This window comes from Methylobacterium sp. C33D (assembly GCF_053345825.1).
The window spans coordinates 247375-272428 of sequence record NZ_JBKFAV010000001.1 but is presented as its reverse complement, the minus strand read 5'-3'; the positions used below and the strand labels follow the sequence as shown (position 1 = coordinate 272428).

The window sequence follows — 25054 nt, the reverse complement described above, 5'->3', positions numbered from 1 at the left end:
GCGCGATGGCGGAGACCATGAAGCGCTCCGGTCCGCTCGCCGGGATGCGGGTGATCGAGCTCGCCCACATCATGGCCGGGCCGGTCTGCGGGCTGATGCTCGCCGACATGGGCGCGGAGGTGATCAAGGTCGAGAAGATGGAGGGCGACGACACCCGTCGCACCGTCCCGCCCGCCCTCGAGGGCGAGAGCGCCGCCTACATGATGATGAACCGCGGCAAGCGCGGCATCAGCCTCGACCTCAAGGATCCGGACGGGGTCGCGGTCCTGCGCCGCCTGCTCACGGGCGCGGACGCGCTGATCGAGAACTACCGCGGCGGCACCATGGAGCGCCTCGGGATCGGCTACGAGACCCTGAAGGTCGAGTTCCCCGAACTGGTCTACTGCTCGCTCTCCGGCTTCGGCCGCACCGGTCCCTACGCGGACCGGGCCGGGTTCGACCTCGTGGCGCAGGGCATGAGCGGCCTCATGTCGGTCACCGGGGAGGGGCCCGGGCGTCCGCCCATGAAGTGCGGGCCGCCGGTGACCGACATCACCGCCGGCATCCTGGCCGCCATGGGCGTCCTCGCGGCCTACGCGAACCGGCTCCGGACCGGCCGGGGCCAAGCGGTCGATACGTCGCTGTTCGAGGCCGGCATCACCCACACCTACTGGCAGTCGGCCATCGCCATGGCGACCGGGATCGCGCCCGGCCCGATGGGCTCGGCCCACCCGCTCAACGCCCCCTACGAGGCCTTCGAGACCGCCGACGGCTGGATCACGATCGGCGCGGCCAACCAGACCAACTGGCTGCGCCTGCTCAAGGCCATCGGCGCCGATGACCTCGCCGAGGACCCGCGCTTCGCGCTGAACCGCGACCGGATGGCCAACCGTCACGAACTCGCCGCGACCCTCGCGCCGGTCTTCCGGGCCCACAGCTCGGCCGCGTGGCTCGCCCGGCTCGAGGCCGGCGGCGTCCCGGCCGGGCCGGTCCTCGACGTGAACGCGATGCACCGCGACCCGCAGGCGCTCGCCCGCGAGATGGTGGTGGAGGTCGATCACCCGCGGGTCGGGCGCATGAAGACCCTCGGCCTGCCGGTGAAGTTCTCCGAGACGCCGGGGCGCGTCCACGGCCCGGCCCCGTTGCTCGGCGAGCATTCCCGGGCGATCCTGGCAGAGGCCGGCTACGCGCCCGCCGAGATCGACGCGCTGATCGCGCGGGGCGTGGTCCGCGAGACCGCGGCCTGACGCCGCCACCCGGAGACGCCGCGCATGACCGCCAAGCCCGCGACCGACGAGCTGCTGTTCACCACCGACGAGGCCGGCATCGCCCGCATCGTCCTCAACCGTCCGCAGGCGCGCAACGCGCTCACCTTCGCGATGTATCAGGGGCTGATCACCTGCTGCGAGGCGATCGCCGGGAACCCGGCGGTCAAGGCGCTGATCATCACCGGCGCGGGCGACAAGGCCTTCGCGGCCGGGACCGACATCGCCCAGTTCCGCGACTTCAGCACGGCCGAGGACGCGCTGGGCTACGAGCGCTTCATGGACCGGGTGCTAGGCTCGCTGGAGCGGCTGCGCGTGCCGACCATCGCGGCGATCGCCGGGGCCTGCACGGGCGGCGGCGCGGCCATCGCGGCGGCCTGCGACCTGCGCATCGCCACGCGCGACGCGCGCTTCGGCTTCCCGATCGCCCGCACCCTCGGCAACTGCCTGAGCCAGGGCAACCTCAAGCGGCTCTCCGGCCTGATCGGCCCGGCGCGGGTCAAGGACATCATCTTCACCGCCCGGCTCGTCGGGGCCGAGGAGGCGCTCGCCATCGGGCTGATCGGCGAGATGGTGGACGATCGCGCCGCGCTCACCGAGCGGGTCGACACCCTGGCGCAGCTGCTCGCCAACCACGCGCCGCTGACCATGCAGGCGACCAAGGAGGGGCTGCGGCGCCTCGCCGAGGAGGAGGCCGGCGCCGAGGGCGCGCCGCATCCCGGCGATGACCTGATCCTCATGTGCTACATGAGCCAGGACTTCCGCGAGGGCATGGAAGCCTTTCTCGGCAAGCGCCCGCCCAACTGGACCGGGCGCTAGAACCGCACCGGAGGGTGTTGCGACGGTCCGAAGGGAAGGCGTCTTCGGTGTCGCGGCAGTGGCGCCTTGCCCCTCTCCCGCGCCTCGTGCGGAGCGGGAACGGCGCTCACCGCGCCGCTCAGCCCGGCAGCGCGCAGACATCGACCCAGGCGGCGCCGGTCAGCTCGGCCATCCGCGCCGGCGCGATCCGCACCGAGCTGTGGGTGCTGCCGGCCGCCGGCACCACCTCGTCGAACGCCCGCAGCGACACGTCACAGTAGACGGGCAGCGGTGTCGACAGCCCGAAGGGGCAGACGCCGCCCACCGGATGGCCGGTGAGCGCCTCCACCTCGCCGAGGTCGAGCATCCGCACCTTGCCGCCGAAGGCGGCCTTGGCCTTCCGATTGTCGAGCCGCGCGTCGCCGCGCGTCACCACCAGGGCGACCCGATCGCCGACCCGGATGGAGAGCGTCTTGGCGATCTGGGCCGGGACGACGCCGTGGCCCTCCGCCGCCTCGGCCACGGTCGCGGTGCTGGTCTCCAGCACGATCACCGCGATGTCGGGCGCCTTCTCGGCGAAGAAGGCGCGCACGGAGGCGAGGCTCATGGTTCGGTCCGAGATTCGGGATCGGGGCGGCGCGCTCCGCCATAGGCGGCTCCGGGCGCGCCGGCCAGCGCGCCGGCGCGGGCCGGCGCTGCGCGGCACGCGGGCGGGCCTCTCTCCGGCTGGAGAGGGGCCCGCCGCGCCGGTGTGCCGGGTGAACCGACCTACCGCGTCGTCGTGAGCAGCTGGTCCGGCAGCCACATCGCGATGCCCGGCACGAGGCACAGGATCAGGATCGCCACCGCCATCAGGATCACGAAGGGCAGGGTGCCCCAGATGATGTCCGAGAGCGGGATGTCCGGGGCGATGTTCTTGATGACGAAGATGTTGAGGCCCACCGGCGGGTGGATCAGGCCCATCTCCATGGTGATGGTCATCACGACGCCGAACCAGACGAGGTCGAACCCGGCGGCCTTGAGCGGCGGCAGGATGATCGGCGCCGTCATCAGGATGATCGAGACCGGCGGCAGGAAGAATCCCAGCGCGATCACCAGCGCCAGGATGGTCACCAGAAGCACCCACGGCGAGAGCTGCATCGCGACGATCGCGGCGGCGGCCGATTGCGAGATGTGCAGGTAGCTCATCACGTAGGCGTAGAGCAGCGACATGCCGATGATCAGCATCAGCATGGTCGATTCCCGCAGCGTCGCCGTCAGGATCGGCGTGACGTCGCGGAAGCGCCAGACCCCGTAGATCGCGGCGATCAGCGCCAGGGCCATCAGCCCGCCGAGGCCCGCGGTCTCGGACGGCGTCGCGTAGCCGCCGTAGAGCGCCACCATCACGCCGGTAAGCAGGACCACGAAGGGCAGGACACGCGGCAGCGTCGAGAAGCGCTGCGCCATGCTGTACTGCTCGTCCGCCAGGATCGGCGAGGCCGGCCCGCCGCGCTCCAGGGCCTCCTTCGCGGCGGCGTATTCCGAGCGGAAGCGCACCATCGACCACGCGGCGAACAGGCTGACCAGGAGCAGCCCCGGCCCGATGCCCGCGAGGAACAGCCGCCCGAGCGACTGCTCGGCCGCCACCGCGTACAGGATCATGGTGATCGAGGGCGGCAGGAGGATGCCGAGCGTGCCGCCCGCCGCGATGATGCCGGCCGCGAAGCCCGGCGAGTAGCCGCGCTTGCGCATCTCCGGGATGCCGGCCGAGCCGATCGCCGAGCAGGTGGCCGGGCTGGAGCCCGCCATGGCGGCGAACAGCGCGCAGGCGAAGACGTTGGCGATGCCCAGGCCGCCCGGGATGCGGTGCATCCAGGCATGCATGGCCGTGTAGAGGTCCTGGCCGGCCTTGGACCGTCCGATGGCCGCGCCCTTCAGGATGAAGAGCGGGATCGACAGCAGGGTGATCGAGGCCATCTCCTCGTAGACGTTCTGCGCCACCGTATCGAGGGAGGCGCCGGGCATGAACGCCACCATGAAGGCGAGCGCCACGAAGCCCAGCGCGAAGGCGATGGGGATGCCCGAGAGCATCGCCCCGAGGGTCGCGCCCGCGTACAGGAAGCCGATCGCGGCCGTGTTCATCGTTCAACCTTCGCGGAAACGGTCTGACCCAGCGGATCCGGTCCTCGCGGCGCGACTGCGGCCGCCCCGTGCATGTCGCGATTGACGTCGGCCCCGAGCCCGATCTTGGGCTGCGCCCAGCCGGCGGCCCGCGGCCCGTAGGCGAGGGCCTCGGCGATCTGCAGGACGAACTGCAGGCACAGCAGGCTCATGCCGACCGACATGAGGGTGTAGGGGATCCAGAGGGAAGGCCCCCAAGTCGACTGCGAGACCTGACCGTCGACCCAGGCTTCGTGATCGAGCGACCAGCTCTTCCACGCGAAGAACAGGCAGAAGGCGAGGCTGACGACGTCGGCCAGCAGGAGCCGGACCCGGTTCGCAGCGGGCGGGAGGAGGCCGGTCAGGGCCTCGATCGCCACGTGCCCGCGCTTGGCCTGCACGCCGGCCGCCGACAGGAAGGTGGCCCCGATGATCAGGAACACCGCCATCTCGTCCTGCCACTCCGTCGGCTCCTTCAGGAGGTAGCGGACGACGACGCTGTGAGTGAGGACGAGGCAGGCCGCTACCAGGCAGAGGCCGCCCACGGCCAGGATCACCCTGTTGAGGAGGCGCATGCCCCGGTCGAAGGCGCCGAGGAGGCCCGGAAGGCGCGGTTCCTCGGCCCCGCGCGCCTCCGGTGCGGCCGTGGCCGCGTCGAAGCCGTGGCTCACGCGACCTGCTCCGCGAGCTTCAGCAGTTCCGCGCAGTTCGCGTTCTTGGCGGCGTAATCCTTCCAGGCGGTGCTGCGGGCGAGATCCCGCCACTGGCCGAGGGACTTCTCGTCGACCTGGACGACCTTGGCGCCGGCCTTGGCGAAGATCTCCTCGACCCGGGTGTCATCCTCCTTCGCGCCGGACTGGCCGAAGGCCTCGAGCTCCGTGCCGACCGCCATGATCAGGTCCTGCTGCTCCTTCGGCAGGCCCGAGAACACGATCTTCGACATCATGATCGGCTCGAGCATGAACCAGTAGGAGCGCTCGCGCCCCGAGGTCAGGGCCTTAGACAGCTCCTCCAGGCGGAAGGAGATCAGGCTGGTGGAGGAGGTGATCACCGCGTCGCAGGCGCCGGTCTGCATCGCCGCGTAGGACTCGTTCGACGGGATCGAGAGGGTGGCCGCGCCGGCCTCCTTCATCATCATGTCCATCTCGCGCGAACCGCCGCGGACCTTCATGCCCTTGGCGTCGGCCGGCGACACGAGGGCGCGCTCCCGGCTCGCGACGCCGCCGGCCTGCCAGACCCAGGAGACCAGGATGATCCCCTTCGCGTCCAGGATCTCGGTGAGCTTGCGCCCGACCGGGGCCGCCTTCCACGCCACGGCCTGGGCGTAGGACGTCACCAGCGCGGGCATCAGGCCGATATTGAGCTCCGGGATCTCGCCGCCCGCGTAGGGGCTCGGGTAGAGCGACATGTCGAGCGCGCCCTTGCGCATGGCGCCGAACTGGGCGTTCGTCTTCATCAGCGAGGAGCCCGGGTAGACCTGGACGTCCAGGGCGCCCTTCGAACGCTCGCCGACCATCTTGGCGAACTTCCGGCACATGCGGTCGCGGAAATCGCCCTCGTCGATGGTGCCGCCGGGAAACTGGTGGGACAGCTTCAGCGTCGTGGCCGCCTGGGCGCTGTTGAGGCCGAACCGCAGGATGGCCGGTGCCGCGAGCGTGGCCGCGATCAGCGAGCGACGAGTAGGCGTCATGGAGCTCTCCCGCACCGCAAACAACGCGGCGTTGTTTTGTGCGCTGCAATAATGCGGCGCCTCGTTGTATGCATGGAAAACCGGCTTGTATATTTTGTCAATGCTCCAGCATAATGTTCGCGCGCGCCGAACATCCGCCGGCCTCAAGGGCGGAGCGGCGTGCGACCCGTTCATCGGGGGAGGGAACGGCAGCATGAGCCACGCGCAGCGGCTGCGGCAGCGGATCGAGGATGAGATCGTCTCCGGCGAGCTCGCGCTGGGATCGCGGCTCGACGAGAATCAGCTCGCGGCCCGCTTCGGGGTCTCGCGCACGCCGATCCGCGAGGCGCTGCTGCAGCTCGCGGTCACCGGGCTGGTGCAGACGAAGCCCCGGCGCGGGGCGATCGTCAGCGCGCCCGAGCCGCACCTGCTGCTCGCCATGTTCGAGACCATGGCGGAGATCGAGGCGGCGTGCGGCCGCCTCGCGGCGCGTCGCCTCGTGCCGGAGGACGCCGCCGCGCTCCGCGCCGCGCTGGAGGGCTGCCGCGCCGCCCTGGCGACCGAGGACACCGAGGCCTACTACGCCGAGAACTACGTGTTCCACACGGTGGTCTACCGGGCGAGCCGGAACGCCTTCCTGGCGGAGCAGGCGCTGTCGCTCCATCGCCGCCTGGCCCCCTATCGCCGGCTGCAGCTGCGCGTGCGCCAGCGCCTGCCGCAATCGCTGGCCGAGCACGAGGCGATCGTCGCCGCGATCATCGCGGGCGACGAGGCCGGCGCCGCGGACGCGCTGCGTAGCCACGTGATCGTCCAGGGTGACCGGTTCACCGATCTGGTGGCGGGCTTGCGGGCGCAGAGCGCCGCCTGAAGGCAGGCGCCGCGACGGTGCCGATACCGACGGTCCGGCCGGATCCGGGCCTGGCCCGGGACGATCCGTTCATGGTGCCCTAACCCTACGGGCAGGTCGGACTGCGTAGGTGTTCCGCGCGACTCGACCGTAAGTTGCATAACCGGCATTGTTCGCCCGCAACCGGGGACAGAGCATGCTGAAGGACGTCGTCAGGAGCGCGGGCCGCCGGGCGGGCGTGGACATCTTCCGGGCGAGCCGGGAGGCGTTCCGCTGGAGCCACACGGTCCACGATTACTACCCCGTCGTTCCGTCCGCGCGCTGGACGCCGGGCCGGGCGCCGCACGGCCAGCTCAAGGCAGTGCTCGGCCGGTCCCGGGCGGCCTACGACCGGTTCCTGACGGAGCTCGAGGTTTGGGCCGACCTGCTGCACAGCGTCCCGCACGACGCCCCGTCGGCCAGCGGGGCGTCGCCCCACTGGAACAACACGTGGTTCACCGCCCTCGACGGCGCCGCGCTGATGACGATGCTGGCCTGGAAGCGCCCCGAGCGGTTCTACGAGATCGGGTCCGGCTGCTCGACCTGCTTCGCCCGGCACACGATCGACACGCTGAAGTTGCCGACGCGGATCACCTCGATCGATCCGATGCCGCGGCGCGAGATCGACGCCCTGTGCGACTGGACCGTGCGCAGCCCGCTCGAATCGTGCGACCTGAAGGTCTTCGAGGAGCTGAAAGCCGGCGACATCCTGTTCTTCGACGGGTCGCACCGCTCCTTCGCCAATTCGGACGTGACGGTGTTCTTCTTCGAGGTGATGCCGCGCCTCGCGCCGGGTGTCATCGTGCAGATCCACGACATCTTCATCCCGGACGACTACCCCTCGGCATGGAACTGCAGGCTGTACAACGAGCAATATCTGCTGGCGGCGATGCTCCTGTGCGGCGCGCCGCCGTTCCGGGTGACCGCGCCGGTGATGTATATCTGTCAGGATCCCGAGATGAGCGCCCGGGTCAGGACGGTCTTCGCCGCCCGCGGCGCCGGCCCCGACATCCCGTTCCTCTACGCGAACGATTCCCGCACGCCGGGCGCGTCGTTCTGGTTCGAGATGACCGGGATGCCCGGCTGATCGCGGGTGCGGTCTCCAACGACCGAGACGTTCAGGCGGTCTCGGCCGCCCCGTAATTGGCGGCGATCACCGATTTCTTCCCGCGGATGTGCTCGCGCATGAGCACGGCCAGCGCGGCGCCGTCGCGGGCACGCAGCAGTTCGATCATCCGCTCGTGCTCGGAGACGGCCCGCGCCCATTGTTCGGGCGTCTGATGGGCGGAGTAGCGCGAGCGCTGGATCCGGCCGGACAGGCTCTCGTAGATGTTGGCGAGGATCGTGTTGCGGCTCGCCGCCATGATCCCCTCGTGGATCCGGCGATTGTGGCTGAAATAGCCGGCCTCGTCCCCCGCCTGCCAGGCCTCGACCATCGCCGCGTGATCGACCACCAGGGCTTCGATGTCGGCGTCGGTGATCGTTCGGCAGGCCAGATCCCCGGCCGTGGCTTCGAGGCCGGCGATCACCTCCATCATCTCCTCGAGTTCGGCATCCGAGATGCTGGCGACGCGGGCCCCGCGGTTCGGGAGCAGCTCCAGCAGACCTTCCGTCGCCAGGATCTTGATCGCCTCGCGCAGCGGCGTCCGCGAGATCCCGAAGCGCTCGGTCAGCTCGCTCTCGTTGATCCGCGCCTTCGGCTCCATCTCGCCGGACCGGATCAGCTCGCGCATGCGCTCGGCGACCTCGTCGTGGAGGTAGCGGCGGCTGATGCCGATCCCGGGCTCGATTTTATTCATGGTCCCCCGACACACACAGATCAGTGCGACCTGTCGTGTATGTGTAGGTGCCCGGCAATGGAGTGTCGAGGTACGAGGGCTCGATCCAGCACGCGAGCCACATGTTCCGCCCGGAGGCCCAGTCCGTCGTGGATCTGGTGGCGGCAACTCGTCCCGTCGGCCACGACGAGATCGTCGGGCCCGGCGGCGCGCAGCGCCGGGAACAGCGACAGCTCCGCCATGGCGAAGGACGTCTCGATCGATTCCGGCCGGTAGCCGAAGGCGCCCGCCATCCCGCAGCAGCTCGACTCGATGATCCGCAGGTCGAGTCCCGGCACCGCCCGAAGCATGGTCTCGACCGAGCCCATGATGCCGAAGGATTTCTGATGGCAGTGGCCGTGCAGGTGCGCGACCCGGCCACGCTGGTCGGCGAACGGCAGCGCGATGCGGCCGGCCGTCAGGTCGGCCGCCAGCAGTTCCTCGAACAGGAAGGACTGCTTGGCCAGCAGCGCGGCCTCGTCGCCGGGCAGAAGCGCCGCGAACTCGTCCCGGAAGGTGAGCAGGCAGGACGGCTCCAGGCCGACGACCCGCGCCCCCGCACGGAGGAACGGCAGCAGCGCGTCGAGGGTGCGGCGCGCCTCCTGACGGGCCCGGTCGGTCTGGCCGGCGGAGAGCCAAGTCCGGCCGCAGCAGAGGGGGCGCCGCCCGCGGGACGGGTAGACCCGGTGCAGCCGGTAGCCGGCAGCCCGCAGGACGCGCTCGGCCGCCTCGAGATTCTCCCGCTCGAACGCCCGGTTGAAGGTGTCGCCGAACAGGATCACGTCGCGGAAGTCGCCCACGACGTCCTGCGCGTGGGCAGGCTCGCCCTCCTCGCCCCACGGCCGCCGCCAGCGCGGCAGCGAGCGCTTGGCCGAGAGCCCGGCGAACCGCTCCGAGAGGGCGGCGAGGGCCGGATATCGGTCCCGCAGATTGAGCAGCGGCGCCAGCCGCGCTGCGGCCCCGGCATAGAGCGGCATCGTCGCGATGAGGCGCTCCCGCAGGGGCAGCCCGTGGCGTGCGTGGTAATGGTGCAGGAACTCGATCTTCATCTTGGCCATGTCGACGCCGGTCGGGCACTCGCGGCGGCAGGCCTTGCAGGAGACGCAGAGATCGAGGGTGCGCTTCATCTCCGGGCTGGTGAAGGCGTCCTCGCCGAGCTGGCCCGAGATGGCGAGCCGCAGGGAATTGGCCCGGCCGCGGGTCAGGTGCTGCTCCTCCTTCGTCACCCGGTAGGAGGGGCACATGGCGCCGCCGGCGAGCTTCCGGCAGGTGCCGTTGTTGTTGCACATCTCCACCGCGGAGCCGAAGCCGCCCCAGTCCGACCAGTCGAGGGCAGTCGTCGTCGGCGCCGAGACCGCGTAGTCCGGCTTGAACCGGAACAGGCCGCGGTCGTCGAAGCGTGGCGCCCGCACGATCTTGCCGGGGTTGAGCCGGTTATCCGGGTCGAACGCGTCCTTCACCGTCTCGAAGGCGCGGGTGAGGGTCGCGCCGAAGAGCGGCTCCACGAATTCCGAGCGGGAGATCCCGTCGCCGTGCTCGCCGGAATACGAGCCCTTGTAGCGGCGCACCAGCTCGGACGTCTCCTCCGCGATCGCCCGCATCCGCCGGACATCGCCGGCCTCCTTCATGTCGAGGATCGGGCGGACATGCAGGCACCCGACCGAGGCGTGGGCGTACCACGTGCCGCGTGTGCCGTGCTTGGTGAACACCTCCGTCACCGCGTCCGTGTAGTCGGCGAGGTGATCCAGCGGGACGGCGCAATCCTCGATGAAGGAGACCGGTTTGGCGTCGCCCTTCATCGACATCATGATGTTGAGGCAGGCCTCGCGGACCTCCCAGACCGATCTCTGCCGGGCGGGCTCGACCACCTCCACGACGGCGTCCGGGAAGCCGTGATCGGCCATGCAGGCGTCGAGGCGCTTCAGGTCGCGCCGGAGCGACGCGAGGTCGTCCCCGGCGAACTCGGTGAGCAGCAGGCAGTTCGGCTTGCCCTTGGTGATGTCGGCGAGCGTCGTGCGGAACAGCGGGATGTCCGCGCCGAGCACGAGGACGTTGTTGTCGACGAGTTCGACCGCCACCGGGTCCAGCCCGACGATGTGCCGCGTCGTCTCCATGGCGGCCCGGAACGACGGGAAGTGGCACACGCCCATCACCCGGTGCGTGGGCAGGCGCGAGAGCTTCAGCGTCACCGCGGTGGTCGCGGCCAGCGTGCCCTCGGACCCGACGAGCAGGTGCGCGAGGTTCGGTTGCGCCTCGATCAGCGCATCGAGGTTGTAGCCGCCGACGCGACGTTGAACCTTCGGGTAGCGGGCCTCGATCTCGGCGCGGTGATCCTCGGCGAGGCCGCGCACCCGCCCGGCCAGCGCGGCGGCCCGATCCGACCCGGTCACGCCGGAATGGGCGTTGCCGGTCACGCCGAAGCCGAAGGCCTCGCCGTCGTGGAGCAGCGCCTCGATCGCGAGGACGTTGTCGCTCATCTTGCCGTAGCGCAGGGAGCGGGCCCCGCAGGAATTGTTGCCCGCCATGCCGCCGATGGTGCAGCGGGTCGCCGTCGAGGGCTCGACCGGGAAGAACCAGCCGTCGGCCTTCACCCGGGTGTTCAGGCGCTCCAGCACCATGCCCGGCTCGACCGTGATCGTGCCGGCCTCCGCGTCGTAGGCCAGGACGCCGTTGAAGTACCGCGAGCAGTCGACCACGAGGCCGGACCCGATCGGCTGGCCGTTCTGCGAGGTGCCGCCGCCCCTCAGGATCACCGGGGCGCCGTGCTCGGCGGCGACGCGCAGGGTCGCGGCGATGTCGGCGGCGGAGCGCGGCAGCACCACGCCGGCGGGCATGATCTGGTAGATCGAGGCGTCGGTGCTGTAGCGCCCGCGCGTGAACGCGTCGAAGCGCGCCTCACCCTGGAGTTGCTCCGCCAGCCGGCGCGGCAAACCGGCCTCGAGGCGCGCCGCTGCACGCGGCGCCGGGGCATCCGCCCTCGCTTCCGTCACGATCGATCCCTCCCGAGATGGGACGCGCCCACCCGCGGAGAAATGTATTCAAAATTCACGGCAGAGCAAACCGGCCGCGGCGTCGCGCTGTCGACCCGGCTGACGGCGCCCTGTGCAGCGGCATGCCCCGAAGGCCCGCGGCGATCCTCGCCCGGCGCGCGGCGCGTCTCGACCCGGCGAGGACGCGCCGCGCGCCGGCGCCGCATCCGGCCAACCGCGCGAGATCCGGTGAGGGCCTCAGTGGTTGTCCCGCGGCACGCCGGAGGTCTGCGCGACCTTCTGGAACTTCACCGCGCCCTTCAGCACCATGCCCTGGTCGAGCTGATCGACCTGATCGCGGTAGATCTCCTGCCAGGGCGTCTGGGTCGCCGGATAGGGATAGCCGCCGCGCGCCGCCAGATCCGCCCGCCGGCGGTCGAGTTCCTCGGCCGGGAGCAGGATGTCGGCGCTCCGGCGGTTGAGGTCGACGCGGATTCGGTCGCCGCTCTGCAACAGCGCCAGCCCGCCCCCCGCGGCCGCCTCGGGTGAGGCGTTCAGGATGGCGGGCGTGCCGGAGGTGCCGGATTGCCGGCCGTCGCCGATGCAGGGCAGGGAGGTGACGCCGCGCCGGATCAGGGCGCCGGGCGGCTGCATGTTCACCACCTCGGCGGCGCCGGGATAGCCGATCGGACCGGCCCCGCGCATGATCAGGATGGTGTTCTCGTCGATGTCGAGGGCCGGATCGTCGATCCGGGTGTGGTAGTCCTCCGGCCCGTCGAACACGATCACGCGCCCCTCGAAGGCCATCGGGTCATTCGGATTGCGCAGGTAGCGGGCGGCGAACTCCTCGGAGATGACGCAGGTCTTCATGATCGCCGAGTCGAACAGGCTCCCCTTGAGGTTCAGGAAGCCCGCGCGCTCCATCAGCGGCTCGCCGTAGGCGCGGATCACGTCGCGGTTCCAGCTGTGCCGCCCGCGGTAGTTCTCGCCGACGGTCCGGCCGTTGCAGGTCAGCGCGTCCTCGTGGACCTTCCCGGCCTCGATCAGCTCGGCGAAGACCGCCGGCAGGCCGCCCGCGCGGAAATACTCCTCGCCGAGCCAGCGGCCGGCAGGCTGCATGTCCACGAGCAGCGGGATCTCGAACCCGACCCGTTCCCAGTCGTCGCAGCTCAAAGGCACGCCGATATGCTTGGCGATGGCGTTGATGTGGATCGGCGCGTTGGTCGAGCCGCCGATCGCGGCGTTGGCCACGATGGCGTTCTCGAAGGCCTCGCGGGTGAGGATGTCGGAGGGCTTCAGGTCTTCCCAGACCATCTCGACGATCCGCTGCCCGGTGGCGTAGGCGGCTTGGCCACGCTCGCGGTAGGGCGCCGGGATCGCCGCCGAGCCGGGAAGGGCGAAACCGAGTGCCTCGGCGAGGGCGTTCATCGTCGAGGCCGTGCCCATCGTGTTGCAATGGCCCGTCGACGGCGCCGACGACCCGACGATGTCCATGAACTGCTGGAAGTCGATGTCGCCTGCCGCGTGCCGCTCGCGCGCCTTCCACACGATCGTGCCCGAGCCGGTCAGCTCCTTGTGGAAGTAGCCGTTGAGCATCGGCCCGACATTCAGCGAGATCGCCGGGATGTTGACCGTCGCCGCCGCCATCAGACAGGCCGGCATGGTCTTGTCGCAACCGGTGAGCAGCACGACGCCGTCCAGCGGGTAGCCGTACAGCACCTCGACCAGGGACAGGTAGGCGAGGTTCCGGTCGAGCGACGCGGTCGGCCGCTTCCCCGTCTCCTGGATCGGGTGGCAGGGAAACTCGAAGGCGACGCCGCCGGCCGCCGTGATCCCCTCGCGCACCCGCTTGGCGAGCTCGATGTGGTGGCGATTACAGGGCGACAGGTCGGATCCCGTCTGGGCGATGCCGATCAGCGGCTTGCCCGAGCGCAGCTCCTCCGGCGTCAGCCCGTAATTGAGGTAGCGCTCGAGGTAGAGGGCGGTCATGCCCGGGTTGTGCGGGTTGTCGAACCAGGCCTTCGAGCGCAGGTCGGCGGGCGTGATCCGGCGTTTGTCGCTCATGGTCGCTTCCTCGCATCCTGAGGCCGGCGCTGGCGGTCCGGCTCCCGTCTTCCGCTGCCGCCGCGGGCATCGCGACTCCGGTCGCGGCGCCCTCGGCTCGCTCTTGCAATACTCTGAGGATTGATCGCCCGCAGCATCTTCGGCGCTGGAACGATTTCAGGACAGCATCCGGGTGTCACCGTCGATGGAGATCGCCTGCCCCGAGATCGTCCGGCCGCGCGGCGAGCAGAGCAGCAGGATCTGGTCGGCGAGCTGGCGCGCCGTGACGTACTCCTTCACCGACACGAACGAGAACGCCCGCGCCTCCATGTCGGCGAAGCTTGTCCCCTGCTGCTGGGCCTTCGATTCGAGCACCCGGCGCTGGCGATCCCCGGCGACGAGACCCGGCAGGATCGCGTTCACCCGGATACCAGCGCCGCCGAGCTCGATCGCCAGGGACTTTGTGAAGCCGATCACCCCCCACTTGGCGGCCGCGTAGGGGCTGCGCAGAGCGAAGCCGAACTTGCCGGCGGCCGAGGACAGATTGACGATCGAGGCGTTGGCGCTCTGGCGAAGGTGCGGCACCGCCAGGCGCGCGCAGTTGAATTGGCTGGTCAGGCAGACCGTGACGCAGCGGTCCCACTCCTCGGGGGCGATCTCCTCGACACGGCCGGTCGGGCCGGCGATCCCGGCATTGTTGACGAGCACGTCGAGGCCGCCGAGGAACTCGACCGCCTGGTCCATCATCGCGGCGACCGCGTCGCGGTCGGCGACGTCGGTGCGGCTGCGCCCGATCGTCTCCGGCAGCGCCGCCAGGGCCTCCGCGTCGACGTCGCAGGCGAAGACGCGCGCGCCTTCGTCCACGAAGGCGTCGACGATCTCGCGACCGATCCCGGCAGCGCCCGCGGTCACCAGGACGCGCAGGCCGGCAATCCCCAGATCCATGATCAATCCTCTCCGTGAACGTCCCGCAACCCGCCGCGGGTCAAGATGAACTCCGCCGCTTCCCGGATGTCGGCGGCGATCGCGGCCGCGGCCGCCGCGCCGTCCCGGACCTCGATGGCCGCCACCGCCTCGGCGTGCCGCCGGAGGGCGAAGCCCTGGAGCAGGCGCTCCGGGTGGGCGCGCAGATCCAGGTTGATCACCGGGCCGGCCTTCAGCCAGAGCCGGGCGATGATCTCCTGCAGGGGTCCCAGCCCGCAGGCGCCGTAGATGGCGAAATGCAGGTCGCGGTTGAGCTGGACGGCGCGCGCCCTGTCGGGCTCCGGCGCCTCGGCCTCGGCCCGGAAGGCCGCCTCGGCGCTCCGGATCGCCGCCAGCTCGGACCCGGTCCGCCGCTCGGCCGCCCGCGCTACGGCGATGCCCTCGACCGCGATGCGGGTCTCGACCAGGGCCCGGAACGCGGCCGCGCCCATCACCGGCACGCGGATTACACGATTCGGCGCCACTTCCAGCACGCCGTCCGCCGCGAGCCGGCTCACCGCCTCGCGCACCGGCATGACCGAGACGCCGAGGGCCGCCGCGCTCTGGCGCAGGGACAGCCGGTCGCCCGGCGCCAGCCGCCCCGAGGCGAGGAGGTCCGACAGGGCCTCGTAGACGGTATCGGACAGGGTCCGCCGCGCGAGCTGGGGCAGTTCGGCGAGGGCCAGGGTGGAATTCATGTGCCGACACTAGACGGATCCGGCACTATCGCGCTAGTGATCTGTGATCACAGTTCGGGTGAGGGCCGTCAGAGCCCGCCGCAACAACCCGGCTGGAGGACACGCACGGGAGCGGAACGATGACGGACCGGTACGGGGATTCCCTTTCTCGCCGCAGCCTTCTACGCGCCGGCGGCGCGGCGCTCCTCGCGCCGGCCCTCGCGAGCCCGGCGCTCTCACAGGGACAGTCGGAGGTGATCCGGATCGGCCATCTGACGCCGCGCACGGGCTTCCTCGGCCCGCTCGGGGAGTTCGCCGTGCAGGCGGCCCAGCTCGCGGTGGAGGAGATCAACGCCGCCGGCGGCATCGCGGGCCGGAAGGTCGAGCTGCTCTCGGAGGACAGCGTCAATCCGCAGACCGCCTCGGCCAAGGCCGAGCGCATGGTCCAGCGCGACCGCGTGGCCTGCCTCGTCGGCGAGATCAACTCGGCCTCCGCGCTGGCGATCAGCCAGGTCGCCCAGCGGGAGAAGATCCTGTTCATCAACACCGGCGCCAACTCGGACGCGCTGCGCGGCTCCGACTGCAAGCGCTTCATGTTCCACGTCGAGTCGCAGAACACCATGATGGTGCGCGCCTGCGGGCGGGCGCTGCTCGACCGGGGCCTGATCAAGGGCCGCAAGGTCTACGCGCTCACGGCCGACTACGCCTTCGGCCACGATCTCCTGAAGCAGGCGAAGAAGTACTTCGCGGCCAACGACGCCACCCTCGTGGGCGAGGACCTGATCCCCACCGAGCTGACCGACTTCTCGCCGTTCCTGCTGAAGCTCCGTCAGGCCAAGCCGGACCTCGTGATCTGCAACCTCGCGGGCGCGCAGATCACCAACTTCCTCAAGCAGTACAGCGAGTTCGGCCTGCCGTTCCCGGTCGCCGGATTCGGCTTCGACACGGCGCTCGCCTGGGGCGCCGGGCCGGGCAACTTCCTCGGTACGTGGCCGGTGATCTGGCATCACCAGATCGACTCGCCCTCGGCCAAGAAGTTCGTCGCCGCCTTCAAGGCCAAGTACAAGAAGCCGCCGGAGAACCAGGGCTGGGGCGACTACACCGCGATGAAGATCGTCGCGCAATCCATGAACGAGCTGAAATCGACCGAGTCGATCAAGGTCGTGGAGCACCTCGAATCGGGCGCCAAGTTCGACATCGCGAAGGTCCGCGAGGGCTATTTCCGCCCCTGGGACCACGAGCTGATGCAGGAGATGTTCGCGATCACCGCCCTGCCGGCGGATCAGGTCAAGAACCCTTTCGACATCTTCACCTCGACCGGCCCGCTGCCCGGCCCCGGCGAGAGCCTGGAAGTGCTCGCCACCACCCGCGACGAGAACGCCTGCACCTTCCCGGCGTGAGGCGGCCATGCAGCTCGTCTTCATCCTGGAGCAGGTGCTCAACGGCCTGCTGATCGGCGTGCAGTACCTGCTGATCGCGCTGGGCCTGTCGCTGATCTTCAGCCTGGGCGGGATCGTGAACCTCGCCCACGGCGCCTTCTACGCGATCGGCGCCTACATGACCGTGCTGCTGACGCCGACCATCGGCTTCGGCGGCGCCCTCGTCGCCTCGCCGCTGGCGGTGGCGGTGCTCGGCCTGCTGATCGAGCGGTTCCTGCTGCGGCGCTTCTACCGCGGCGACCCGACGCTCGGCCTCCTCCTCACCTTCGGGCTCGCCATGGTGGCCGAGCAGGCGCTGCGCATGGCCTTCGGGGCGGCGCCGGTGCCGTTCGGGATCCCGCCGTGGCTGCGCGGGCAGGTCTTCATCGGCGACCTGATCTACTCGCGCTACCGGCTCTCGATCCTCGTGGTGGCCCTCGCCTGCGTCGCCGGCCTGTGGCTGCTGCTCACGCGGACCAGCTTCGGGCGCGTGGTCCGGGCCGGCGTGCAGAACCCCGACATGGTCGCGGCGCTGGGCATCTCGCTCCGGCCCTACATGACGGCGGTGGTGACGATCGCGGTGGGGCTCGCGGCGCTCGCCGGGACCATGATGGCGCCGGTCACGGGCGTGCAGCCCGCCATGGGCGCCGAGATCCTGACCTTCGCCTTCGTGGTGGTGGTGATCGGCGGTCTCGGCTCGTTCTGGGGCGTGGTGCTCGCCGCGCTGATCGTGGGCGTGGTCCGGGGCCTCACCGCCTACGCCTACCCGCCGGCCACCGAGGCCGCCGTCTACGCCCTCATGGTGCTCGTCCTGCTGCTGCGCCCGCGCGGCCTGTTCGGCGAGCACATCGCCCGGTTCGAGTGAGCGGAGAGCGTCCCATGTCCGGAACCGCCGAGCCGCTGCCGCTCGCCCTGCCGCAGCGCGGCCTGATCCTGCGCGAGAGCCGCCAGCTCTGGGCGGCGCTCGCCGCCCTGATCGTCCTGCCCTTCGCCCTGGACGCGATCGGCCTGACGCTGATCACCGCCACCGACGCGGTGATCTTCGCCCTTGCGGTGCTCGGCCTCAACATCCTGGTCGGCTGGACCGGGCTCACCTCCTTCGGCCACGGGGCGTGGTTCGGGATCGGCGCCTACGCGGTGGCGATCCTCCAGACGCGGCTGTTCCCCGGCGACATGGCGCTGCCGCTCCTCGGCGCCCTGGCGATCACCGGCGTCGCCGCGCTCATGGCCGGCGGCCTGATCCTGCGGCGGCGGGGCGTCTACTTCTCGCTCCTGACCCTCGCCTTCACGGCGATGCTCTACGCCATCGCGTTCCGCTGGACAGACCTGACCGGCGGCGAGAACGGCATCGGCAACCTGCACCGCTGGGCTTCGCTGCAGGAGCCGGGCGCCTACTACGCCGCCGTGTCCGGCATCGCCTTCGCGGTTCTGATCGCCCTGTGGCGCTTCCGTCGCTCGCCGATGGGCACCGTGCTGGTGGCGATCCGCGAGAACGAGCAGCGCGCCGGTTTCCTCGGCTACGCCACCAACCGCTACAAGCTCGCCGCCTTCGTGATCTCGGCGACGATCACCGGTCTCGCCGGCGCGCTCTCGGCCTACAGCCACCGCTTCACGTCGGCCGACCCGATCTCCATCGCCTTCTCGGGCGAGCTGCTCGCCATGGTGGTGATCGGCGGGATGCGCTCGTTCCTCGGGCCGGCGCTCGGCGCGCTGTTCTACATCCTGTTCCGCGAGTTCCTGTCGATCTACACCGCCGACTGGCTCCTGTATTTCGGCCTGCTGTTCGTCGCCTTCATCGTGTTCTCGCCGGACGGGCTCGTCGGCATCGCGGCGCGGCTGCTCAAGCCGTTCCGGCGCGTCCCGACCGAGGGCGCGGCCATGTCGGCCCGCCGCGCCGGCGCCTCGGGCCGCGTCCCGGCCCGCTTCATCGCGGAGGGGCGCGGCGACGGCCCGGTGCTGGTCGCCGGCGAGATCCGGAAAAGTTTCGGGCCCGTGAAGGCTGTGCGCGGCGTGTCCTTCGCGGTCGCCGACCGGACGCTCCACGCCCTGATCGGACCGAACGGCGCCGGCAAGACCACCGCCTTCAACCTGCTGTCCGGGATGTTCCGGCCGAGCGGCGGCAGCATCCGCCTCGACGGGCGCGAGATCGCCGGGCTGGAGCCGCACGCCATCACCCGGGCCGGGATCGGCCGCTCGTTCCAGATCACCAACCTGTTCCCGGGCCTCTCCGTGGAGGAGAACGTCCGCCTCGCGGTGCAGGCCCGGCACGCCGCGCATTTCAGTCCGTGGCGGGACGCGCTGGCCGTCCGCGAGATCGCCGACGACACCGCCGAGCTTCTGCGCTGGACCGGCCTGTCCGGCATCGAACGGGCCGAGGCCGGCAGCCTGTCCTACGGCGGTCAGCGACTGCTCGACATGGGTCTCGCCCTGGCCACGCGGCCGCGCGTGCTGCTCCTCGACGAGCCGCTCGCGGGCCTCGCGGCCGCCGAGCGCGAGCGGGTCGGCGACTTGATCAAGGCGCTGTCGGCCGACATCCCGGTGCTCCTCGTCGAGCACGACATCGACCGCGTCTTCCGCCTCGCCGACCGCGTCACCGTCATGGCCGACGGCGCCGTGCTGGTCGACGGCTCGGTCGCGGATGCCCGCGACGACGCGCGGGTGCAGGCGGTCTACCTCGGATCGGGCACGGCGGCGATCGCCGCGAAGCCGCGCGCCAGCGCGGCCGAGGCCGAGACGCTGCTCGCCATGGACGGCGTCGACACCTTCTACGGCAAGTCGCACATCCTCAACGGCGTGAACCTCGCGGTGCGCCGGGGCGAGGTCTTGGCCTTGCTCGGCCGGAACGGCGCCGGCAAGTCGACGCTGCTCAAGACGCTGATCGGCACCGCGCCGCCGGCCGCCGGCCGGATCGTGCTCGCCGGCCAGGACATCGCCGGCCTGTCGCCCGACCGGATCGCCCGGCTCGGGATCGGCTACGTGCCGCAGGGGCGGGCGCTGTTCGCCGGCATGACCGTCGCGGAGAATCTGGGCCTCGGCCGCCTGCGGCGGCTCACCGGCGCCGGTATCCACTGGGACGAGGAGAAGGTCCTCGAGTTCTTCCCGCGTCTGAAGGAGCGCTGGACCGTCGACGCGGCCCGTCTGTCCGGGGGCGAGCAGCAGATGGTGGCGGTGGCCCGCGCCCTCTCGGGCGACACGCGGCTCCTCCTCCTCGACGAGCCCTTCGAGGGCCTGTCGCCGGCCGTGACGGAGGAGCTGTTCGAGGCCTTCGACCGGCTGCGCCGGGAGATCGCGATCATCCTGGTGGACCACCATCTCGACCTCGCCCTGGCGCTGTCCGACCGCACCGTCGCCCTGGAGCGCGGCAGCGTGCAGTGGACGGGCGAGTCGCGTCTCCTGCGCGAGGATCAGGATTTGAGGCGGAAGGTGCTGTGGCTATGACCGAGAGCGTCGCGATCGTCGGCGCCGGCCTGATCGGCCGGGCCTGGGCGATGATCTTCGCCCGTGCCGGCTGGGACGTGCGCCTGTTCGACCCCGCGGCGGGCGTGGCCGAGGCCGCGATCCCGGCCTGCGCCGAGGGACTGCGGACGCTCGCGGCGAACGATCTCTGCGCCGACCCCGCCGGTGCCGCGGAGCGCATCCGCGCGGCCGGCACCCTCGGTTCCGCCCTCGACGGCGTCGCCTTCGTGCAGGAGAACGGACCGGAGCGGCTGGAGGTGAAGCGGAGCCTGTTCGCGGACCTCGACGCCGCGGCGCCGCGTGAGGCCGTCATCGCCTCGTCCTCCTCGGCGATCCGCTGCTCCCTGTTCACCGAGGATCTGCCGGATCGGGCCCGGTGCCTCGTCGGCCATCCGGTGAACCCGCCGCACCTGATCCCGCTCGTCGAGATCTCCGGCGCCCCGTGGACGGCGCCCGAGGCTCTGGCACGGGCCCGGCAGGTCTACGAGCAGATCGGGCAGGTCCCGATCACCGTGCTGAAGGAGATCGAGGGCTTCATCCTCAACCGGCTCCAGGGCGCCCTGCTAGCGGAGGCGTTCCGCCTCGCCTCGGAGGGCTACGTGACCCCGCAGGACCTCGACAAGACGGTCGCGGACGGCCTCGGCTTGCGCTGGAGCTTCATGGGTCCGTTCGAGACGATCGAGCTCAACGCGCCGGGCGGCATCGCCGATTACTGCGCGCGCTACACCGGCTTCTACAAGACTCTTGCCGCCGACCCGGCGCCACCCTCGGTCTACGAGGCGCCGGCGACCGAGGCGATCCTGGCCAAGTGGCGGCCGCCGACCGATCTGCCCGCACGCATGAACCGCCGCGACGCGCGGCTGGCGGCGCTCCGCGCCCACAAGGCTTCACGGAAGGACTGAGCATGGCCTCACAGCGGAAAGTCATCATCACCTGCGCGGTGACCGGCGCGATCCACACGCCCAGCATGTCGCCGCACCTGCCGGTGACGCCCGAGGAGATCGCCGACGCCGCGATCGGCGCCGCCGAGGCGGGCGCGGCCATCGTGCACCTGCACGCCCGCAATCCGGAGAACGGCCAGCCCGACCAGACACCCGAGGCGTTCGCCAAGTTCCTGCCGGTGATCAAGCAGCGCTCGAACTGCGTGGTGAACATCACCACCGGCGGCGCGCCGACCATGTCGATCGAGGAGCGGGTGCGCCCTGCCGCAACCTTCCAGCCGGAAGTCGCCTCGTTGAATCTCGGCTCGATGAATTTCGGCCTGTTCGGCATGCTCGACCGATTCAAGGACCTGAAGCACCAGTGGGAGCGGGACTATCTCGGCAACAAGGACATCATCTTCCGCAACACGTTCGGCCAGATCGAGCACATCCTGACGACCTGCGGATCGAACGGGACGAAGTTCGAGTTCGAGTGCTACGACACCGCGCATCTCTACAATCTCAAATACTTCTTCGACCGCGGGCTCGTGCAGGCGCCGCTGTTCATCCAGACGGTCTTCGGCCTTCAGGGCGGCATCGGCGCGCATCCGGACGACGTGATGCACATGAAGCGCACCGCCGACCGGCTGTTCGGCGACCAGTACCGCTGGTCGGTGCTCGGCGCGGGCCGCAACCAGATGAACATCGCCGCCATGGCGGCCGCGATGGGCGGCAACGTCCGCGTCGGCCTCGAGGACAGCCTCTGGGACGGCCCGGGCAAGCTCGCCGAGACCAACGCCGCGCAGGTCCGCCGCGTCCGCGCGATCATCGAGGGGCTGGGCCTCGCGGTCGCCTCGCCCGACGAGGCCCGGGAGATCCTGGCGCTGAAGGGGGGCGACAAGGTCGCGTTCTGACCGATCAGTCGATGGACGATGCGTCGCGGAAGGTGGGACGCATCGTCCAGGACAGGCTGACGTTCGCGCCTTCCCGTCCTCGCGAGCGCAGCGAAGCAATCCAGTGTAGCGCGCCATCTGAGGCCTGGGCGCCTCTGGATCGCTTCGCTGCGCTCGCAAAGACGTCGAGAAGCCCTCACGGCGCCCCGAATACCCGGTCCAGATCCGCCTGCTTGGCGCCGTCGATCTCCAGGATCTTCAGTCGGCTCTGATCGCCGGTCACGATGCGGACCGAGCCGCGGCTGACCTTCAGCGCCTTGGCGACCAGCGCGACCAGCGCCCCGTTGGCCGCGCCGTCGACCGGCGGGGCGGCGACGCGGGCCTTCAGGTAGGGCTGTCCGTTCTCGTCCCGGGCCCAGCCCTCCGCGGCGTCGCGGCCTCCGCGCGGCGTGAGGCGCACCGCCAGCCGGATCGCCACGGCGAGGCCCTCAGAAGATCTTGCCCGGGTTCAGCCGGTTGTCCGGATCGAGCGCCCGCTTCACGAGCCGCATGACGGCGATCTCCTCGGGCGAGCGCGACAGCTTCAGCTTGGCCCGTTTCTCGAGCCCGATCCCGTGCTCCGCCGAGACGGAGCCGTTCAGCTCCGCCAGCGGCTCGTAGATCGCGGCGTCGATCGCCGCGTTGCCGGCGGCGTCGAGGCGGGTGGTGTTCCAGTGGAGGTTGTTGTCGCCGATATGCCCGTAGACGACCGCACGGCAGCCCGGGATCGTCGCGAGCCGGTCGAGCGCGCCGCGGACGTAGCCGTCCATCCGCGCGAGCGGCACGCTCACGTCGAAGGCCCGGTCGATCCCGTCGGCGTTCAGGTGCTCCACGCGGTCGCGGATCCGCCACATGCCCCGACGCTGCTCCTCCGACGAGGCGACGGCGGCGTCGAGGATCGTGCCCTCGCCCATCAGCCCTTCCAGCAGGCCCAGGAACCGGTCGGATTCCTCGGGCACGCACTCGACCTCGATGATGGCGTAGAACGGGTAGTCCGGTCCCAGCGGCGGGGTCGCGCGGCCCGGCGCCGTCATCAGCCGGTAGAAGTCCGGCCAGAGGCCCTCGAACGAGGAGACACGTCCCTGGAAGGCGCTCTGCGCCGCCCGCAGCACCCGGGCGCCATCGTCGACTCCGGGGCACGCGATCAGCGCGGTCGCGTAGCCGGCGGGCTCCGGCCGGAGGCGGATGACGGCCCGCGTGACGATGCCCATCGTGCCCTCGGTGCCGAGGAAGAGCTGCTTGAGGTCGAGCCCGGTGTTGTTCTTGATGAGCGGTCGCATCGACGACACGACCGTGCCGTCGGCGAGCACCGCCTCCAGCCCCAGCACCATCTCGCGCATCATGCCGTAGCGCAGCACCCGCAGGCCGCCGGCGTTGGTGGAGATCGCGCCGCCGATCGTCGCCGAGCCGCGGGCCCCGAGATCGAGGGGGAAGAAGAGGCCCGCCGCTGACGCGGCGTCCTGCACGCTCTCGAGCGTCGCGCCGGTGCCGACCACCACCGTCATGCCGAGCGGGTCCACCGGCTCGATGCCGGTCATGCGCTCGGTCGACAGGGTGATCTCGTCCGGCTGGCAGAGCGTGCCGTCGACGAGGCCGGTGGCGCCGCCCCGCGGGACCACCGCGACGCCCGCCGCGCGGCAGGCGGCCATGACGGCGCCGGTCTCCTCCGTGCTGCGCGGCCGGACCAGCGCCAGGGCGGCGCAGGGCTCGGTCGGGCGCGTCCAGTTGGCCGACCGCCCGCGCAGTTCCGCGCCGGTGACGAGACCGGACGGTCCGACGATCGCGGCGAGGCGGTCGAGGAAGGCGGTGTCGGTCATCGGCATCCTCACGGGGCTCGGTCCGGTCGCCGCACTGTCACAGGATCCCGCGCGCGGCGAGGTTCCGCATGAGCGCGCGGGCGCCGAAGGTCCAGGGCTCGCAGGCGTCGCACGGGCGCATGCGGTTGACGAGGCTGCCGAGTTCCGGGCTCGCCACCACGACGCGGTCGCCGTCGGCGTGGGTGAAGCCGAGGCCCGGCCCGTGCCGGTCCTGGATCGGCGCGAACATCGTGCCGAGGAGGAGGAGGGCGCCGTCGGGGTAGTCGTGCGTCCGCCCCATCAGCGCTTCCGCCAGTTCCTCGGGGTCGCGGCTGATCTCGGAGAGCGGCGAGGTGCCCTGAAGCCGGAAACCGTCCGCGCCGGTGACCTCGAGGGTCACGGTGGTGCGCCGGACGTCGTCGAGGCCGAACGTGTCGTCGAACAGGCGCAGGAACGGCCCCAGGGCGCAGGAGGCGTTGTTGTCCTTGGCCTTACCGAGGAGCAGCGCCGACCGGCCCTCGAAGTCGCGCAGGTTCACGTCGTTGGCGAGCGTCGCCCCGACGATGCGCTGGTCGGAGGTGACCGCGAGCGCCACCTCGGGCTCGGGGTTGTTCCAGTGCGACTCCGGGTGCAGGCCCGCATCCGCGCCGCAGCCCACGGCCGAGAGCGGCTGCGCCTTCGTGAAGATCTCGGCGTCCGGGCCGATGCCGACCTCCAGGTACTGGCTCCAGGCGCCCTGCGCGACCAGCACCTCCTTGAGGGCCATCGCCTCGGGCGAGCCGGGCTTGAGCCGGCGCAGGTCGCGGCCGACCAGGCGCTCGACCTCGGCGCGGATCGCCGCCGCGGCGGCGAGATCGCCGCGGGCGCGCTCCTCGATGACCCGCTCCAGCATGGACGTGGCGAAGGTCACGCCCGCCGCCTTCAGGGCCTGGAGGTCGACCGGTGCCAGGAGCCAGGGCTTGGTGGCATCGCGCGCGTCGGGCGGCGTGTTGGCCAGCACCGCGTCGAGGCTGCCGAGGTCCTCGCCCTGGGCGCCGCGCAGGGCGGCGGCGGGGTCTCGGGCCTCGCACAGGTCGCTGACCGTCGGGAAGGCGGCGGTGACGTCGACGAGTCGGGGCGCGCCGTCCCCGTCTGCGCGGATCGCCACGACGCTCGGACCGGTCACGTCCGGCCGCCACACCCGGCCCGCGAGGGCGCCCCGGCATCCGTCGGCGGGCAGGATCTCCCGCGCGGTCAGGCCCGATAACGACATGTGCTCATGTCCCCTGGATGTGTGACCCTGCGTTGTCCGCGCGCGGCGGGCCCGGTTCCGGGACCGCGGCCGGCG

General features: G+C 71.0%; 21 protein-coding genes. 9 read left to right on the top strand and 12 right to left on the bottom strand.

Annotated features, from left to right (window positions below; genetic code table 11):
* Positions 1-5: 5 nt before the first annotated feature.
* Together ACLBXO_RS01350 and ACLBXO_RS01345 are read left to right on the top strand one after the other, a co-directional pair.
* Positions 6-1226, top strand: coding sequence for a CaiB/BaiF CoA transferase family protein (locus tag ACLBXO_RS01350; RefSeq protein WP_331317841.1), 1221 nt, complete (start codon positions 6-8; stop codon positions 1224-1226).
* Between the two features lie 24 nt (positions 1227-1250).
* A complete protein-coding gene (locus tag ACLBXO_RS01345) occupies positions 1251-2063 on the top strand; it encodes an enoyl-CoA hydratase/isomerase family protein (protein ID WP_331317843.1) in 813 nt (270 codons plus the stop codon).
* A gap of 118 nt (positions 2064-2181) precedes the next feature.
* On the opposite strand, the gene ACLBXO_RS01340 is transcribed toward ACLBXO_RS01345, so the two are convergent.
* The 4 genes from ACLBXO_RS01340 to dctP all read right to left on the bottom strand — a co-directional run bounded on the left by ACLBXO_RS01340 (position 2182) and on the right by dctP (position 5871).
* Entirely contained in the window at positions 2182-2649 is a 468-nt protein-coding gene (locus ACLBXO_RS01340) for a YbaK/EbsC family protein (protein ID WP_447684243.1), read from the bottom strand.
* Positions 2650-2810: 161 nt separating this feature from the next.
* Positions 2811-4163 (bottom strand): TRAP transporter large permease, encoded by a 1353-nt coding sequence (locus ACLBXO_RS01335; protein WP_447684242.1) that lies wholly within the window; start codon positions 4161-4163, stop codon positions 2811-2813.
* On the bottom strand, positions 4160-4852 hold the full coding sequence (locus tag ACLBXO_RS01330; protein WP_331317849.1) for a TRAP transporter small permease: 693 nt from the start codon (positions 4850-4852) through the stop codon (positions 4160-4162). Before ACLBXO_RS01330 ends, ACLBXO_RS01335 begins: the two co-directional genes overlap by 4 nt.
* On the bottom strand, positions 4849-5871 hold the full coding sequence (gene dctP, locus ACLBXO_RS01325; RefSeq protein WP_331317851.1) for a TRAP transporter substrate-binding protein DctP: 1023 nt from the start codon (positions 5869-5871) through the stop codon (positions 4849-4851). The genes ACLBXO_RS01330 and dctP overlap by 4 nt, the downstream gene beginning before the upstream one ends.
* A 193-nt stretch (positions 5872-6064) precedes the next feature.
* Here dctP and ACLBXO_RS01320 point away from each other — a divergent pair, with 193 nt between their 5' ends.
* A complete protein-coding gene (locus ACLBXO_RS01320; protein WP_331317853.1) occupies positions 6065-6718 on the top strand; it encodes a GntR family transcriptional regulator in 654 nt (217 codons plus the stop codon).
* Between the two features lie 175 nt (positions 6719-6893).
* Positions 6894-7823: a class I SAM-dependent methyltransferase gene (locus tag ACLBXO_RS01315; protein WP_447684241.1), complete on the top strand. Its 930-nt coding sequence runs from the start codon at positions 6894-6896 to the stop codon at positions 7821-7823.
* A 31-nt stretch (positions 7824-7854) separates the two neighbouring features.
* On the opposite strand, the gene ACLBXO_RS01310 is transcribed toward ACLBXO_RS01315, so the two are convergent.
* The 5 genes from ACLBXO_RS01310 to ACLBXO_RS01290 all read right to left on the bottom strand — a co-directional run bounded on the left by ACLBXO_RS01310 (position 7855) and on the right by ACLBXO_RS01290 (position 15226).
* Positions 7855-8535, bottom strand: a complete 681-nt coding sequence (locus ACLBXO_RS01310) for a GntR family transcriptional regulator (protein WP_447684240.1) — start codon at positions 8533-8535, stop codon at positions 7855-7857.
* A 20-nt stretch (positions 8536-8555) separates the two neighbouring features.
* Positions 8556-11543: an FAD-binding and (Fe-S)-binding domain-containing protein gene (locus ACLBXO_RS01305; RefSeq protein WP_447684239.1), complete on the bottom strand. Its 2988-nt coding sequence runs from the start codon at positions 11541-11543 to the stop codon at positions 8556-8558.
* Positions 11544-11780: 237 nt separating this feature from the next.
* The gene (locus ACLBXO_RS01300) at positions 11781-13586 is read right to left on the bottom strand and encodes an IlvD/Edd family dehydratase (RefSeq protein ID WP_447684238.1); all 1806 of its coding nucleotides are present in this window, start codon (positions 13584-13586) and stop codon (positions 11781-11783) included.
* 156 nt (positions 13587-13742) lie between these two features.
* Complete coding sequence (locus ACLBXO_RS01295; RefSeq protein ID WP_331317862.1) at positions 13743-14510, bottom strand: SDR family oxidoreductase; 768 nt, start codon at positions 14508-14510, stop codon at positions 13743-13745.
* 2 nt (positions 14511-14512) lie between these two features.
* A complete protein-coding gene (locus ACLBXO_RS01290; RefSeq protein WP_447684237.1) occupies positions 14513-15226 on the bottom strand; it encodes a GntR family transcriptional regulator in 714 nt (237 codons plus the stop codon).
* Between the two features lie 119 nt (positions 15227-15345).
* Between ACLBXO_RS01290 and ACLBXO_RS01285 the strand changes: the two genes are divergently transcribed.
* The 5 genes from ACLBXO_RS01285 to ACLBXO_RS01265 are packed head-to-tail and all read left to right on the top strand — an operon-like array spanning position 15346 to position 21913.
* Entirely contained in the window at positions 15346-16605 is a 1260-nt protein-coding gene (locus tag ACLBXO_RS01285; protein WP_012319854.1) for an ABC transporter substrate-binding protein, read from the top strand.
* Positions 16606-16612: 7 nt separating this feature from the next.
* Positions 16613-17488, top strand: coding sequence for a branched-chain amino acid ABC transporter permease (locus ACLBXO_RS01280; RefSeq protein ID WP_012319853.1), 876 nt, complete (start codon positions 16613-16615; stop codon positions 17486-17488).
* 14 nt (positions 17489-17502) lie between these two features.
* Entirely contained in the window at positions 17503-20061 is a 2559-nt protein-coding gene (locus ACLBXO_RS01275; RefSeq protein WP_447684236.1) for a branched-chain amino acid ABC transporter ATP-binding protein/permease, read from the top strand.
* Entirely contained in the window at positions 20058-20981 is a 924-nt protein-coding gene (locus tag ACLBXO_RS01270) for a 3-hydroxyacyl-CoA dehydrogenase (protein ID WP_447684235.1), read from the top strand. Before ACLBXO_RS01275 ends, ACLBXO_RS01270 begins: the two co-directional genes overlap by 4 nt.
* A 2-nt stretch (positions 20982-20983) precedes the next feature.
* Positions 20984-21913, top strand: a complete 930-nt coding sequence (locus tag ACLBXO_RS01265; RefSeq protein WP_447684234.1) for a 3-keto-5-aminohexanoate cleavage protein — start codon at positions 20984-20986, stop codon at positions 21911-21913.
* A gap of 175 nt (positions 21914-22088) precedes the next feature.
* On the opposite strand, the gene ACLBXO_RS01260 is transcribed toward ACLBXO_RS01265, so the two are convergent.
* Genes ACLBXO_RS01260 through ACLBXO_RS01250 form a run of 3 tightly spaced genes read right to left on the bottom strand, consistent with a single transcriptional unit; the run spans position 22089 to position 24979 of the window.
* On the bottom strand, positions 22089-22370 hold the full coding sequence (locus ACLBXO_RS01260) for a DUF167 family protein (RefSeq protein ID WP_447684233.1): 282 nt from the start codon (positions 22368-22370) through the stop codon (positions 22089-22091).
* A 10-nt stretch (positions 22371-22380) separates the two neighbouring features.
* The gene (locus ACLBXO_RS01255) at positions 22381-23748 is read right to left on the bottom strand and encodes an FAD-binding oxidoreductase (protein WP_447684232.1); all 1368 of its coding nucleotides are present in this window, start codon (positions 23746-23748) and stop codon (positions 22381-22383) included.
* A gap of 37 nt (positions 23749-23785) precedes the next feature.
* Positions 23786-24979 (bottom strand): fumarylacetoacetate hydrolase family protein, encoded by a 1194-nt coding sequence (locus tag ACLBXO_RS01250; protein ID WP_331317868.1) that lies wholly within the window; start codon positions 24977-24979, stop codon positions 23786-23788.
* Positions 24980-25054 lie beyond the last annotated feature (75 nt).